The organism is Guptibacillus hwajinpoensis (genome assembly GCF_005144865.1).
In the GTDB taxonomy this organism is placed as follows: domain Bacteria; phylum Bacillota; class Bacilli; order Bacillales; family Guptibacillaceae; genus Guptibacillus; species Guptibacillus hwajinpoensis_A.
This window is the reverse complement of the sequence record NZ_SWFM01000008.1, coordinates 12,988-26,923: the sequence shown is the minus strand read 5'-3', so window position 1 is coordinate 26,923 and position 13,936 is coordinate 12,988. Positions and strand designations below refer to the sequence as shown.

At 40.2% G+C, this 13,936-nt stretch carries 13 protein-coding genes and 1 pseudogene; 1 reads left to right on the top strand and 13 read right to left on the bottom strand.

Annotated elements, in window-relative coordinates; all coding sequences use genetic code 11:
- From rpsF to FBF83_RS18490, 5 genes are all read right to left on the bottom strand, one after another.
- On the bottom strand, window positions 1–297 hold the full coding sequence (gene rpsF, locus FBF83_RS18515; RefSeq protein ID WP_136948641.1) for a 30S ribosomal protein S6: 297 nt from the start codon (window positions 295–297) through the stop codon (window positions 1–3).
- Between the two features lie 372 nt (window positions 298–669).
- On the bottom strand, window positions 670–1,770 hold the full coding sequence (gene ychF, locus FBF83_RS18505; RefSeq protein WP_136948639.1) for a redox-regulated ATPase YchF: 1,101 nt from the start codon (window positions 1,768–1,770) through the stop codon (window positions 670–672).
- A gap of 194 nt (window positions 1,771–1,964) precedes the next feature.
- Complete coding sequence (locus FBF83_RS18500; protein ID WP_136948638.1) at window positions 1,965–2,162, bottom strand: DUF951 domain-containing protein; 198 nt, start codon at window positions 2,160–2,162, stop codon at window positions 1,965–1,967.
- A gap of 13 nt (window positions 2,163–2,175) precedes the next feature.
- On the bottom strand, window positions 2,176–3,054 hold the full coding sequence (locus tag FBF83_RS18495) for a mechanosensitive ion channel family protein (protein ID WP_136948637.1): 879 nt from the start codon (window positions 3,052–3,054) through the stop codon (window positions 2,176–2,178).
- A gap of 25 nt (window positions 3,055–3,079) precedes the next feature.
- Entirely contained in the window at window positions 3,080–4,102 is a 1,023-nt protein-coding gene (locus FBF83_RS18490; RefSeq protein WP_136948636.1) for a hypothetical protein, read from the bottom strand.
- A 130-nt stretch (window positions 4,103–4,232) separates the two neighbouring features.
- Between FBF83_RS18490 and yyaC the strand changes: the two genes are divergently transcribed.
- On the top strand, window positions 4,233–4,862 hold the full coding sequence (gene yyaC, locus FBF83_RS18485; RefSeq protein ID WP_136948635.1) for a spore protease YyaC: 630 nt from the start codon (window positions 4,233–4,235) through the stop codon (window positions 4,860–4,862).
- A gap of 60 nt (window positions 4,863–4,922) precedes the next feature.
- On the opposite strand, the gene FBF83_RS18480 is transcribed toward yyaC, so the two are convergent.
- From FBF83_RS18480 to mnmE, 8 genes and pseudogenes are all read right to left on the bottom strand, one after another.
- Entirely contained in the window at window positions 4,923–5,636 is a 714-nt protein-coding gene (locus tag FBF83_RS18480) for a DUF554 domain-containing protein (RefSeq protein WP_136948634.1), read from the bottom strand.
- Between the two features lie 11 nt (window positions 5,637–5,647).
- A pseudogene (locus tag FBF83_RS18475) lies at window positions 5,648–6,802 on the bottom strand (aminotransferase class V-fold PLP-dependent enzyme); the annotation flags it as partial.
- Window positions 6,803–6,855: 53 nt separating this feature from the next.
- A complete protein-coding gene (locus FBF83_RS18470) occupies window positions 6,856–7,701 on the bottom strand; it encodes a ParB/RepB/Spo0J family partition protein (RefSeq protein WP_136948632.1) in 846 nt (281 codons plus the stop codon).
- Window positions 7,694–8,455, bottom strand: coding sequence for a ParA family protein (locus tag FBF83_RS18465; RefSeq protein ID WP_136948631.1), 762 nt, complete (start codon window positions 8,453–8,455; stop codon window positions 7,694–7,696). The genes FBF83_RS18470 and FBF83_RS18465 overlap by 8 nt, the downstream gene beginning before the upstream one ends.
- 162 nt (window positions 8,456–8,617) lie before the next feature.
- Window positions 8,618–9,457 carry a nucleoid occlusion protein gene (gene noc / locus FBF83_RS18460; RefSeq protein ID WP_136948630.1) on the bottom strand — a complete coding sequence of 280 codons (840 nt, stop codon included), beginning with the start codon at window positions 9,455–9,457 and terminating at the stop codon, window positions 8,618–8,620.
- A gap of 119 nt (window positions 9,458–9,576) precedes the next feature.
- Window positions 9,577–10,290 carry a 16S rRNA (guanine(527)-N(7))-methyltransferase RsmG gene (gene rsmG, locus FBF83_RS18455; RefSeq protein WP_136948629.1) on the bottom strand — a complete coding sequence of 238 codons (714 nt, stop codon included), beginning with the start codon at window positions 10,288–10,290 and terminating at the stop codon, window positions 9,577–9,579.
- Window positions 10,291–10,309: 19 nt separating this feature from the next.
- Window positions 10,310–12,193, bottom strand: coding sequence for a tRNA uridine-5-carboxymethylaminomethyl(34) synthesis enzyme MnmG (mnmG, locus tag FBF83_RS18450; RefSeq protein WP_136948628.1), 1,884 nt, complete (start codon window positions 12,191–12,193; stop codon window positions 10,310–10,312).
- 24 nt (window positions 12,194–12,217) lie between these two features.
- Window positions 12,218–13,594 (bottom strand): tRNA uridine-5-carboxymethylaminomethyl(34) synthesis GTPase MnmE, encoded by a 1,377-nt coding sequence (mnmE, locus tag FBF83_RS18445; protein WP_136948627.1) that lies wholly within the window; start codon window positions 13,592–13,594, stop codon window positions 12,218–12,220.
- Window positions 13,595–13,936 lie beyond the last annotated feature (342 nt).

The following is a 13,936-nucleotide window of genomic DNA, read 5'->3' as shown; positions in this document are numbered from 1 at the left end:
TTACTTTTTAGCTTCTTCTAGGTTGATCGTCATGAAACGAAGAACATCGTCGTTGATTTTCATCAAACGGCTGAATTCATCAATCGCTTCAGTATTACTGTTAATGTTAAGAAGCATGTAGATCCCGCTGTTGAAATTCTCGATTTCATAAGCAAGACGCTTCTTACCCATTTCTTTAGTTTCATTAATTTCCGCACCATTGTTAGTAAGGATTCCGTTGAAACGCTCGACAAGAGCTTTCTGTGCATCCTCTTCAATGTTTGGACGGATAATGTACATAATTTCGTAGTTACGCATTCCGTTCACCTCCTTTTGGTCTAACGGCTCTTAATTGGAATTAAGAGCAAGGAGTAAGTATACAAAGATAATTACTCACAGCTTTAGATTATACCAAATTAATTCTTTATTAGCAAGTCCACGTTTCATTTGGACTTTTTTCTTAGAAAACAATACTGTAGGCTGATTGATTTCCGCTCCAGGATGCTCGCTGTCCGCGGGGCGAGCCCTGTGCCTCCTCGGTGCAAAAGAACATTGCGCCTGTGGGGTCTCACCTGTCCCGCTCATCCCGCAGGAGTCGAGCACCTTCCGCTACAATCAACTATAATGGGTGGTTTCTTATATAAAACCTCTTTCAGGTACAACAATCTATTACAAGAAGAGCCTATATTTTTAAACGTTAAAACGGAAATGGATAACGTCTCCGTCTTTTACGATGTACTCTTTTCCTTCAAGACGAACTTTTCCTTTTTCTTTCGCGATAGCCATTGTCCCAGCTTCAACTAGGTCATCGTAAGCTACGATTTCTGCACGGATAAATCCGCGCTCAAAGTCAGTGTGGATAATTCCAGCAGCTTGAGGTGCTTTCATACCAAGACGGAATGTCCACGCGCGAACTTCTTGCTCACCAGCTGTGAAATAAGTAGCTAGACCTAGAAGATCGTAAGAAGCGCGAATTAATTTGTTTAATCCAGGCTCTGAAATACCGATATCTTCAAGAAATGCTTCTTTCTCTTCGCCATCAAGTTCTGCAAGTTCAGACTCGATCTTCGCACAAACAACAATAACTTCTGCGCCTTCTTTCGCAGCATATTCACGAACTTTAGCAACATATTCGTTGTCAGTCGGATCGAGAAGATCATCTTCGTCAACGTTTGCTACATAAAGAACGGGCTTTTTCGTCAACAGGTGATATCCGTAAACAATTTTTTCTTCTTCTTCAGTTAGCTCTACGCTTCGCGCTGGCTGTTCTTCTTCGAACGCTTCCTTAAGCTTTGTGAGTACATTAAACTCAGCTAGCGCTTCTTTATCTTTTTGCTTCGCCATTTTTTGAACGCGAGCAATACGCTTTTCCACTGATTCAAGGTCTGCAAGAACAAGTTCAAGGTTAATCGTTTCAATATCTGAAATTGGATCTACTTTACCAGAAACGTGTGTAATATTCTCATCGTCGAAACAGCGAACAACTTGAGAGATAGCGTCTACTTGACGGATGTGGGAAAGAAATTTATTACCAAGTCCCTCTCCTTTACTAGCGCCTTTTACAATTCCAGCGATATCAGTAAATTCAAATGCAGTTGGAATAGTTTTCTTTGGATTAACAAGCTCAGTTAACTTCTGAAGACGCTCATCGGGAACTTCAACAATTCCAACGTTCGGATCAATCGTACAGAAAGGATAGTTAGCTGATTCTGCTCCAGCTTGTGTAATTGCGTTAAATAAAGTTGACTTCCCAACATTAGGAAGCCCTACAATACCGGTGGTTAATGCCATCTCGGTCACTCCTTCAATGTATCTGCCTCTTAAGGCGTTATTTTTATAAAAGATGGCTTTAATTAGCCATTGATAGACTGTCTAAATAAACATCGTAAACAAAGGACATACCTTTTCCAATTATAGAGATGCAAGCGTAAAAAAACAAGCGTCTACCTTTTGTTCCCAATGAAAAAGACCGCCTCAGAGGACGGTCAAGATTCAGCGTGTTCAAGAACCTTCTTCAGTTTTCTAGAAAACTCTTTACGAGGAAGCATGACACTATGTTCACACCCAAGGCATTTAATACGAATATCTGCACCCATTCGAATCACCTTCCAGCGATTCTCCCCACACGGATGAGCCTTTTTCATTTCCACAACGTCATTTAAACCAAATTCTTTATCAGACATAAGGATTCCCCCTTTATGCTTTTTCTTTCTCTTTCACTTCACCTTGTTCATCACGCTGGTACATGACAACACGCGGGAATGGTATTTCAATACCACTTTCATCAAGTCGTTGTTTTACTGCTTTACGAATTTCTCGACCGATTACCCAATGCTCCATTGGTTGTACTTCAGAGATGATACGTAGAACTACTTCTGATGCTCCAAGATCCTGAACACCAAGATACTCTGGCTTTACAATCATCGCATCGAACTTCTCATACAACTCGTCCATTAATTCAATAATCACTTCTTCAGCTTCTTGAATTTGCTCTTCGTAGGCAATGCTCACGTCTACAACAGCAATACTATTATGGATCGAGTAGTTCGTCACTTGATTTATATTACCATTCGGTAAAATATGGAGTTCTCCTGTCCAACTTTTAATCTTCGTAACACGTAAACCGATCTCTTCCACGAATCCCTCAACACCTGAAATACGAACATAATCACCTACTGAGAATTGCTTTTCAAAAATGATAAAGAACCCTGTGATGATATCCCGAACAAGGTTCTGTGCCCCAAAACCAACTGCTAGACCAACGACCCCAGCACCGGCAATCAAAGTGGTAACATCAACTTCGAACTCACTTAAGATCATGACAAGTGCAATGAAGTAAACAACGTATGTTAGGATATTTTCGATTAATCGAATGAGTGTGGCTTCTCTTCGTTCTGATAAGCGAAGCGGACTTCTTAAACGAATAGCAAAGACGTGACCTAGTGCTGATTTTGCAATTCGAAGAAACAACCACGTCCCTACTAGAATTCCAATAATCCTAATTGTTTTGAGTAACAATTCAGCCCATAGGTCTCGATTGGATAAATAGTTGTATATAGGCTCAAACCAATCCACCCATTATCCCTCCCAGTTTTTAGTGCTATGATAACAAATCATACCTTTTTAGAACTGGGAAAATCAAGATGGATGCTAAAATATAAAGATTAAGCACCCCATACAGAGGGTATAAAAAAGCAACTAACGTTGAAAAGCCAAATGTAGTAAATGGAAGCATAATGATTACTATAATAAAGGCGACCATCCATAATGGAAGGCCGAGCATATCACGAAACCGAGATGTAAGACCAAATACACCACTGACAGCAGTTGTATAGATTGCTGACCAAAGCAGCACAGACATAATCAGAATCATATAGTAAGGATAGCTTTTTAAGATAGCAAACAGCGGAATTTCATATAAAAGCAAATCATGTGCAACTTGAATTAATGATTGATTATATAGAAACGAAACTCCTCCCAAAATTAAACCACTACCGAGACTTGCGATCCAGATCTCTCCTTTTCGTTTAATTTGATGACCAACCGCTGAAAGCACTGCTACGAGAGGCAGTATATTAAGAGCTGTAAAGGTAAAAGCTGCTGGCCAGTTGGACTGTTTTGTCCATTCAAATAGCAGTGCTTTGGGGCTCGAATAAATAAACAGAGAAAGCACCGCAAGCAATAGAAGAATGAGTAGAGGAAGAATAATCGCGTTCATGGATAACATGCCATTTATGTCCCAAAAGAAAAGAATAACAACAAGAATGGCGAGAATCCCGATTCCCAACCAATATGGCAGATGAACCACTTCCATCGTTGCCCCACCGCCAGCAAACATCACAATTGTTGTTGTAAATAAATAAAGTATGATAAGTAAATCATAGACACCTGTGAGTTTTTTACCTACTAAACGTTCAAGTATTGGAAGGTAATGAGTGGATTTTGTTTCATAACTTATTTTCATAATGACATAGCAACAGATGCTAAACATGATTGTAAATAATATAATAGCCAGTACGCTTTCGTGACCAAAAAATTGCCAGAGTTCCCTTCCCGAAGCATAGCCCGCACCAATCATTGTTCCTAATATGAGAAACAGCCATTTCAACCCACCGCTCCACATGGCATTCCCTCCTTCGCCAACTCATTTATACGTTTGAAGTGAAATTACAATTTGTAAAATACACAGCTTTATGTATAGATCACATCAGAATTCCGTATACTGTTACTACTATTACAAAGGAGAGAATCCTATGAATCTTCGAGACAAGTTTTTTCAAAAAAAGCCTGCTGCGTATCGAATCCATCATGAGGATACTCTTGCTATTAAAACACTTAGTGAGAGGCTTTCAGTTCTATTACCAGCACGAAGAATGGATTCAATTGTGATTGTTTGTATCGGTACGGATCGATCAACTGGAGATGCACTCGGACCGCTAATCGGAACAAAACTGCAGCAGCTGCAACCAAAGGCAACTGTATATGGTACGCTCGAGTCACCTGTTCATGCCGTAAATTTAAATGATGTGATGACGTCGATTAACCAACTGCATACGAAACCATTTATTATTGGAATTGATGCTTGTCTTGGAAGACTACATTCGGTTGGCATTATTACTGCTGGTGAAGGACCTGTTAAACCTGGTGCGGGTGTAAAGAAAGAGCTTCCTGAAGTAGGAGACATTCACTTAACTGGTATTGTTAATGTTAGTGGTTTTATGGAGTATTTCGTACTACAGAACACAAGATTAAATCTTGTTATGAAGATGGCCGATGTGATGGCAACTGGGCTCTACCATTCCATTGAATCGTATGGATTAGAAAAAGTTTCAGAAAAGAACAGAATAAGCAACTGGGGTGACGATCTCCTTCAACTCCCATAAAGAATGCCCCTTCCACGGCACTGGAAGGGGCATTCTTTATATTAGAACTCAAAAAACTTATTAAAAGATAGTCGGTATAAGATAAACACATGTAACAAGAAGAGCTGCTATTAACAGGGATGGTAGAAAGTTGGCTACTCTAATCTTTATAATACCTAGTAAGTTAAGCCCAATAGCAAGAATCATAATGCCACCTGCTGAAGTTACTTCTGCAATAAAAGCATCAAGAAGAATTTGTGGGACAAACTGATTAATCTGGGATGCAAATAAAGCAATGATCCCCTGGTAAATCATAACGGGTATTGCTGAAAACAAAACACCATATCCAAGTGTCGCCGTAAACATAATAGCTGTAAAGCCATCAATAAGAGACTTAGTAAAAAGAATAGAATGATCATTACGGAGTCCGCTATCAAGCGCACCTAATATCGCCATTGCACCTACAACATATACCAGAGTAGCTGTTACAAAGCCTTGAGCAACGCTTCCTTCAGATGCAGCTCCAGTTTTTCTTTCAATCCACTTGCCCATTTGATTGAGCTTCCCTTCAAGATTCCAGTATTCACCAAGCAATCCTCCAAGTACGAGACTACCAATTACAATAAGGAACTGTTCACTTTTCATTGCCATCTGTAGTCCTATAACGGCCACAACGAGCGCTAATCCCTGCATGATTGTTGTTTTCATGCGATCTGGTATTCTACTACTTATCGTTCCAATTAATGTGCCTACTACTATCGCTGCGCCATTTACGACCGTTCCTAAGAACACCATGTTACCTCTCCTTAACCAAAGTACCCATCTACAATTTCCTCAATCGCTTGGATTACCTTGCGAATCTCTTCTTCAGTATTATAAGGCCCTACACTTAACCTTACTGTACCATGACTACTTGTCCCAATTGTTTCATGTCCAAGAGGGGTACAATGAAGACCTGCGCGAACCGCTATTTCATAATGTTGATCAAGAATAATTGCGATTTCCTGGCTATCAATTCCTTCAATTGTGAAAGGAACAACGCCTAGTCTGTCAGTTGTTGGACCATATACGTGAACAAATTGAATCTTTTCTAAACCTTGAATAAGTATTTCCGTTAACCGCTTTTCGTGTGCTCTTATAGTATCAAGTCCCATCGCTTTTACAGCAGTTAGACCCGCTAACAACCCAGCAATTCCAGGAGTATTCAATGTCCCACTTTCAAGTCGCTCTGGAAGAGAGTCTGGCTGATCAATCATTTCTGAGCTGCTCCCAGTACCTCCATGATGAATTGGTGTTAACTCGATACCTTGTCCTACAATTAGCACGCCAGTTCCCTGAGGACCAAGTAACCCTTTATGACCAGGGAATGCGAGTAGATCAATGTTCATTTGATTCATGTGGATAGGTAGAATACCAGCTGTTTGTGCTGCGTCTACGAGAAAAGGAATGCCTTTTTCTCGTGCCAATTCACCAATTAATTCAATTGGAACGATTTTTCCAGTTAAATTCGAACCGTGTGAAACAGCAATTAGTTTCGTGTGAGGTGTTATCTTCTTCCGGAAAGCTTCTAAATCAAAGGCTTCCGTTTTACCTGTATTGAAGTAATCAACTTCAATTCCTTTTGTTTTTTTAAGATATTCAAGTGGGCGTCGAACCGAATTGTGTTCATATGAAGTTGTTAGTACATGATCCCCTTTTTCAAATTGGAAACCTTTAATGGCCTGATTTAATGCAACAGTTGCATTCGATGTGAAACAAACACGATCTGAATGATCAAAACCAAAAAAGCTGGCCATTTCTTGCCTCGTACGATCAATAACGCTGCTTGCTCGCATAGACAACGCATGGCCACCTCGACCTGGATTGGCGGCATATTCTGTTATGACCTCAGTCATTGCCTGAATAACTTCAACTGGCTTCGGAAAAGATGATGCAGCTTGATCAAGATAAATCACATTAACACCCCAATTTACTCTTTATAAAAAGCATAAACTGAGCTCAGTTTATGCTTTTGTTAATTATCTTCTTTTTCCAGCACTTCTAGAATACGATTTAAATCCTCTTCTGAAAAGAATTCAATCTCAATCTTGCCTTTTTTCTTTGATTTTTTAATTGATACTGACGTTCCAAATCGCTCCCGAAGACTATTTTCCTTCGCTTTCAAAAATGGATCTGGTTTATTATCTTTTTTTGTTTCACGTGAAACGTTTTGATTTAATTGAGTAATTAATTGTTCTAACTGCCTAACGTTCAACTTCTCTTTCAATACTCGATCAGCAAGAGCTTTCCTAGCTTCCTTCTTCTTTAAACCGAGTATGGCACGACCATGTCCCATTGTCAGCTTACCTTCTGATATGTACTCTTGTACCTCATCTGGAAGCTGTAGTAAACGAAGGAAGTTAGCAAGATGGGAACGACTTTTACCAAGTCGGCTAGATAGTTCCTCCTGGGTAACGTCTGTTTCCTTCATCAATTTCTGATAGGCAATTGCCTCTTCAATTGGATTTAAGTTCTCACGCTGAAGGTTTTCAATGAGCGCAATTTCCATCATCTTTCTATCGGTTAGTTCTTTTACAACAGCTGGAACTGTTTTTAATCCTGCTTCTAAAGAAGCTCTGTATCGGCGTTCCCCTACTACAATTTCATACCCTTTAATACTCTGTCTTACAATCAATGGCTGAAGCACACCGAATGTTTTAATTGAAGTACTTAATTCTTCTATCGCTTCAGCGTTAAAAACTTTTCGCGGTTGGTAGGGGTTAGGACGTAATTCTTTTACCGGAATTTCTTTGACTGACTCGTCCTCTTTCTGAGAAGGGAAAAATGCATTGATTCCCTTTCCTAATCCGCGATTAGTCATTGCCTAACACTTCCTTTGCAAGTTCTAAATATACTTCTGCTCCTCGAGATTTTGGATCATATACGATAATTGGCTTCCCATGGCTTGGTGCCTCGCCTAATCGCACATTACGTGGAATAATCGATCGATATACTTTCTCCTGAAAATACTTTTTCACTTCCTCAATTACCTGAATGCCAAGATTCGTTCTAGCATCAAGCATCGTGAGAAGAACTCCTTCAATTTCCAAGTCCGTGTTTAAATGTTTTTGAACTAGACGCACGGTATTAAGCAACTGGCTCAAACCTTCTAGTGCATAGTATTCACATTGAACAGGAATAAGCACTGCATTAGCAGCAGTGAGAGAATTGATTGTTAACAATCCTAGGGAAGGAGGACAATCGATTATAATATAGTCAAAGTTTTTTTCCACTTTCATGAGAGCCCTTTTTAATCTTACTTCCCGGGAAATGGTTGGGACAAGCTCAATTTCTGCACCAGCAAGTTGGATCGTTGATGGAATAACATAGAGATTTTCTACAATAGTCTGCTGAATAATCTCTTCTGCATCTCGATCATCGACTAGAATATTATAGACACAATGTTCAATATCCCCTTTTTCTATTCCTACACCGCTAGTTGCGTTTCCCTGCGGATCAATATCAACGAGCAATACTTTTTTTCCAAGATAAGCGAGACATGCACTTACGTTTACAGACGTTGTTGTCTTCCCAACACCGCCTTTTTGATTCGCTACAGCAATGATATTCGCCAAGATGTCACCCACTCTCTTAAACAGCCATTCTTTCTCTCATTTTATCATGTTTAAAAATAATTGGATGTTCTTTTATTAAATTTTCCATATTCTGCATCACTCTATCTCAACCTACTATTTAATGATTAAATACAAAAAAAACTCATCCGAAATGGATGAGTTTCACTTCTTTTTGGGGATGCGAATAGTGAATTGATAATATTCGTCATGATCTTCTTCATCTGTATCAATCAACAAACCGGTTTCAGTTACCATATCAAGAGATTGACGAATCGTATTCACAGCTAAACGCATATCCTTACTAACTGATTTCTTTCTAGGCTTCGGTTTTGGCGCAGTGCCTTCAAGCATACGAACAACACGTTCTTCAGTCTGCTTAACATTCCATTGTCTTTCAAGCACTTCTGCAAGTAATTTCACTTGATTCTCTGGATTTTTAAGCGGTATTAAAGCTCGAGCATGTCGCTCTGTAATTTGCTTCTGAAGGAGAGCTTGTTGCACAGGTTCAGGTAGCTTTAAAAGTCTGAGCTTATTCGCAATGGTAGATTGTCCCTTACCAAGACGTTGAGCAAGGCTTTCTTGAGTTAAATCGTGAAGTTCAATAAGCTGTGCATAAGCCATGGCTTCCTCAACTGCAGTTAACTCTTCCCGTTGAAGGTTTTCTATAAGGGCAATCGATGCCGTTTGTGAATCATTAAATTCCTTGATAATTGCAGGGATTCTTTCCCATCCAAGCTTCTTTACAGCTCTCCAACGTCGTTCCCCGGCAATAATCTCGTACTTACCATCGCGCTCTCTCACCACAATTGGCTGAATTATACCATGGGTTTTAATTGTTTGAGATAGTTCAGCAATTCTCTCATCTATAAAAACTGTTCGAGGCTGGAAACGGTTCGGAATAATTTCCTCAACAAGAAGTTGTTTCACCTCTTCTTGTTCTGCTTCCATCGTCTCGTTTTTCTCATCGTTCAAACCGAAAAGACGTGAAAACGTATGCTTCATCGCCTAACACCACCTTTAATCGATTCCTTAACTGATTCGCTGCTCTAAAACGAAAATCCTTCTGTCATAGCGAGCGTTCCATGTGAAACAATCATCCGTTCAAATGCAGTCCATTTCTATTATAAAGGATTTTTATTTGGTGTGCCTGGCTTTCTTGGATATTTCTTTGGAGTTGTTTTGACTTTTTTAATCGTTACGATGTTTCGCTCACTTTTTTCACCTGGAAGAGTGAGCGTATCAAGTTTCTCTACTTCTCCCCCAAGCATCTTGATTGCCTGCTTGCCTGTATCGAGTTCTTCTTCGACATTAGGACCTTTTAAAGCAACGAAATAGCCATTCTGTTTAACTAGAGGCAGACATAACTCACCAAGAACCGACATACGTGCTACCGCTCTAGCTGTCACAACATCATACGATTCACGATGAGATTTGTTTTTACCAAATAATTCTGCACGATCGTGAAAAAAGGACACATTTTCTAAGTTTAGTTCTGAAGAAAGATGTTCTAAAAAGCCTATTCGTTTGTTAAGCGAATCGACAATGGTGATCTTCAAATGTGGAAAGCAAATTTTAATCGGGAGACTCGGAAACCCGGCTCCAGCTCCTACATCGCAAATATGATAATTAGAAGAGAAATCAAATGAGAACGCAGCCATGATGGAATCGAAGAAATGCTTTTCATACACTTCTTCTTTTTCTGTAATGGCAGTCAGATTCATTTTCTCGTTCCATTCAACTAAAACTTCGTAGTATGTTTGAAATTGTTGAAGCTGCAGGGGAGAAAGAGAGATCCCTTTCTCCAATAGCAACTCCTGAAACTGTTGTTCGTTCATAGCCCCTCCGCTTTAAACATTATTTTGCAATTTTTGCGATCTTACCTTGTTCAATATATACAAGCAGAATAGAAACGTCCGCAGGGTTCACTCCTGAGACACGAGATGCTTGACCGATGGAAAGTGGACGAACTTCATCAAGCTTCTGCTTTGCTTCAGTTGCAAGTCCACCAATCGCATGATAATCAATGCCATCAGGAATTTTCTTCTCATCCATTCTCTTCATGCGCTCAACTTGTTGAAGGCTTTTGTTAATATAGCCACTGTATTTAATCTGAATTTCAACTTGTTCAGCCACATCTTCTGGAATGTCAAAGTCAGCAGGTGCAAGTTGATGAATCTCCTGATACGTTACTTCCGGTCTCTTTAAGAGATTAGCCGCGTGCATCGCTTCTTTCAATTCAGTACTATTCTCTGGAAGAACAGCATTTACCTTTTCGCTCGGTTTGATGACAATCTTCTCAAGACGCTTCATTTCTTGCTCAATCATTTCTTTCTTAGCAAGAAAACGATCATAGCGTTCTTTCGGAATCATACCAATCTCGTAACCAAGCTCAGTTAATCTTAAGTCTGCATTATCATGACGAAGTAGCAAACGATATTCTGCACGTGATGTTAATAGACGATACGGCTCATTCGTTCCTTTTGTAACAAGGTCATCAATCATGACACCAATGTATCCTTGAGAGCGATCAAGTATCACCGCTTCACGCTCCTGTGCATTCCTTGCAGCGTTAATACCAGACATAATGCCTTGACCAGCAGCTTCTTCATAACCTGAAGTCCCGTTTAACTGTCCTGCAGTAAAGAGATTTTTCACTGTTTTCGTTTCAAGCGAAGGCCACAATTGAGTAGGCACAACAACGTCATATTCAATTGCATAACCTGCACGCATCATTTCAACGTTTTCAAGACCAGGTACTGTTTTAAGAATTTGTTGCTGCAAGTCTTCAGGAAGACTTGTTGAAAGCCCCTGCACATAGACTTCCTTCGTATTTCGTCCTTCTGGTTCAAGGAAGATCTGATGACGCGGCTTATCATTAAAGCGAACAATCTTATCTTCAATCGATGGGCAGTAACGTGGCCCTGTCCCTTCAATCATGCCTGAATACATAGGAGAGCGATGAAGGTTATCATTAATGAGCTTATGCGTTTCTTCCCCGGTATACGTTAACCAGCACGGAAGCTGATCTGTAATGAAATCTGTTGTTTCATATGAGAAAGCACGAGGCTTTTCATCACCTGGTTGTATTTCAGTTTTGCTATAATCGATCGATTTATTGTTCACACGTGGCGGTGTACCTGTCTTAAAACGAACCATTTCAAAACCTAGCTCTTCCAAGTGGTGAGACAGGTTAACAGAAGGCTGCATGTTATTCGGTCCACTTTCATATGAAAGATCTCCTATAATAACGCGACCGCGCATGAATGTTCCCGTAGTGAGTACTACAGATTTCGCTTCGAATTCTGCACCAGTTTTCGTAATAACTCCTTTGCAGACACCATCTTCTACAATTAGTTTCTCAACCATTCCCTGCAAAAGCGTGAGGTTGTCTTGTTCTTCAATGGTTTTCTTCATTTCACTTTGATACAGGACTTTATCAGCCTGTGCACGCAGTGCGCGTACAGCAGGACCTTTACCTGTATTTAACATTCGCATTTGAATATGCGTTTTATCTATATTTCTTCCCATTGCTCCACCAAGTGCATCGATTTCCCGCACAACAATTCCTTTTGCAGGACCTCCCACACTTGGATTACATGGCATAAATGCAACAGAGTCCAGGTTAAGGGTGAGCATGAGTGTTTTAGCACCCATTCTAGCTGAAGCGAGACCCGCTTCTACACCGGCATGACCTGCTCCGACAACAATAACATCATAAGAATCGGCTTTGTAACCCATTGCCGTATTCCTCCTTTAATCTACTTATTTCCCAAGACAGAACTGCGAGAATAACTGATCAATTAAGCTATCTGAAACAGTATCACCAATGATTTCTCCTAGAAGCTCCCATGTTCTTGTAATATCAATTTGTACCATATCAACTGGCATGCCTGCTTCTACAGCACCTAATGCATCTTCAAGTGTCTTACGTGACTGTTCAAGCAACGCAATGTGTCTAGAATTTGATACGTACGTTAAATCCTGTGATTCCACTGAACCAGCAAAGAAAAGCTCAGAAATAGACTTCTCGAGCTCATCAACTCCCTGTTCGTTCTTTAGTGAAGTTGTAATCATCGGATGTTCTTCTGCTAACTCTTTCACTTTTGATAAATCAAGTTTCTCATCAAGGTCGGTTTTATTTACAATGACAATAACATCCATACCTTCAACAGCTTCGAATAGCTTTTTATCTTCATCGGTTAGCTCATCGTTATAGTTAAGAACAAGTAAGATGAGATCCGCTTGTTTTAATCGTTCACGCGATCGCTCAACACCAATTCGTTCGACAAGATCCTCAGTTTCACGAATACCGGCTGTATCAACGAGTCTGAGCGGCACGCCTCTTACGTTAACATATTCCTCGATAACGTCGCGGGTCGTACCAGGTACATCTGTCACGATGGCTTTGTTTTCATGAACAAGACTATTTAGCAAAGAAGACTTCCCAACGTTCGGTCGTCCCACAATAACAGTAGAAAGCCCTTCACGAAGGATCTTACCCTGCCTTGCGGTGACCAGAATGTTTTTAATTTCTTCTTCTACTTCTTTTAACTGATTCGTTAACAAATCCTGCGTCATTTCTTCTGCGTCATATTCCGGGTAATCAATATTAACCTCTACATGCGCTACCGTTTCTAGCAATTGTTGTCTAAGTTTAGCAATAAGGGTCGAAAGTCTACCTTCCATTTGATTCAATGCTACATTCATCGCTCGATCGGTTTTGGCTCGAATGAGATCAATTACTGCCTCAGCCTGCGATAAATCAATTCTACCGTTCAGAAATGCTCTTTTTGTAAACTCACCAGGCTCTGCAAGACGAGCTCCACTTCTTAACACTAGTTCAAGCACCCTATTAACTGAAACAAGACCACCATGACAGTTAATTTCAACAATGTCTTCTCTGGTAAATGTTCGTGGACCTCTCATGAGTGAAACCATAACTTCTTCAGCTACCTCATCTGTATCCGGATCGATAAGGTGACCATAATGAATAGTGTGAGAATCCACTGAGTTCAGTGCTTTTTTCCCTTTGTACAATCGATCGGCAATTTCCACCGCTTCAGAACCGCTTAGACGGACAATCGCAATCGCACCTTCTCCCATTGGAGTCGATATCGCGGCAATTGTTTCATATTCCAATTGTATTCACCTCTCTTATTTAAACAAATCGTGTTCTATCTATTAACAACTTTCTTATATAATAAAGAGTGCTAGTATTAGTTTAACCAATTATCCACAGTGGATAACTCTATTCACTAACGTGACAGACTAATCCACAATACCTTTTAGTGTAACCCATTTTCATCAAAAAAGAAATAAGTATGCCCAGCGGAAAATGAACCTTCCCTGTCTAAAAAACGAGGCTCATTTCGTAGACATTGTTGCGATAAGAGTGGGGTAATTTCCGCTCCAGGATGCTCGCTTTCCGCCGGTCCGGCGGTGAGCCTCCTCGTCGCTACGCTCCTGTGGGGTCTCACCTGT

Coding starts and splice junctions, on each gene's coding strand:
- rpsF (WP_136948641.1), bottom strand. CDS start 297: ATGCGTAACTACGAAATTATGTACATTATCCGTCCAAACATTGAAGAG.
- ychF (WP_136948639.1), bottom strand. CDS start 1,770: ATGGCATTAACCACCGGTATTGTAGGGCTTCCTAATGTTGGGAAGTCA.
- FBF83_RS18500 (WP_136948638.1), bottom strand. CDS start 2,162: ATGTCTGATAAAGAATTTGGTTTAAATGACGTTGTGGAAATGAAAAAG.
- FBF83_RS18490 (WP_136948636.1), bottom strand. CDS start 4,102: ATGTGGAGCGGTGGGTTGAAATGGCTGTTTCTCATATTAGGAACAATG.
- yyaC (WP_136948635.1), top strand. CDS start 4,233: ATGAATCTTCGAGACAAGTTTTTTCAAAAAAAGCCTGCTGCGTATCGA.
- FBF83_RS18480 (WP_136948634.1), bottom strand. CDS start 5,636: ATGGTGTTCTTAGGAACGGTCGTAAATGGCGCAGCGATAGTAGTAGGC.
- FBF83_RS18470 (WP_136948632.1), bottom strand. CDS start 7,701: ATGACTAATCGCGGATTAGGAAAGGGAATCAATGCATTTTTCCCTTCT.
- noc (WP_136948630.1), bottom strand. CDS start 9,457: ATGAAGCATACGTTTTCACGTCTTTTCGGTTTGAACGATGAGAAAAAC.
- rsmG (WP_136948629.1), bottom strand. CDS start 10,290: ATGAACGAACAACAGTTTCAGGAGTTGCTATTGGAGAAAGGGATCTCT.
- mnmG (WP_136948628.1), bottom strand. CDS start 12,193: ATGGGTTACAAAGCCGATTCTTATGATGTTATTGTTGTCGGAGCAGGT.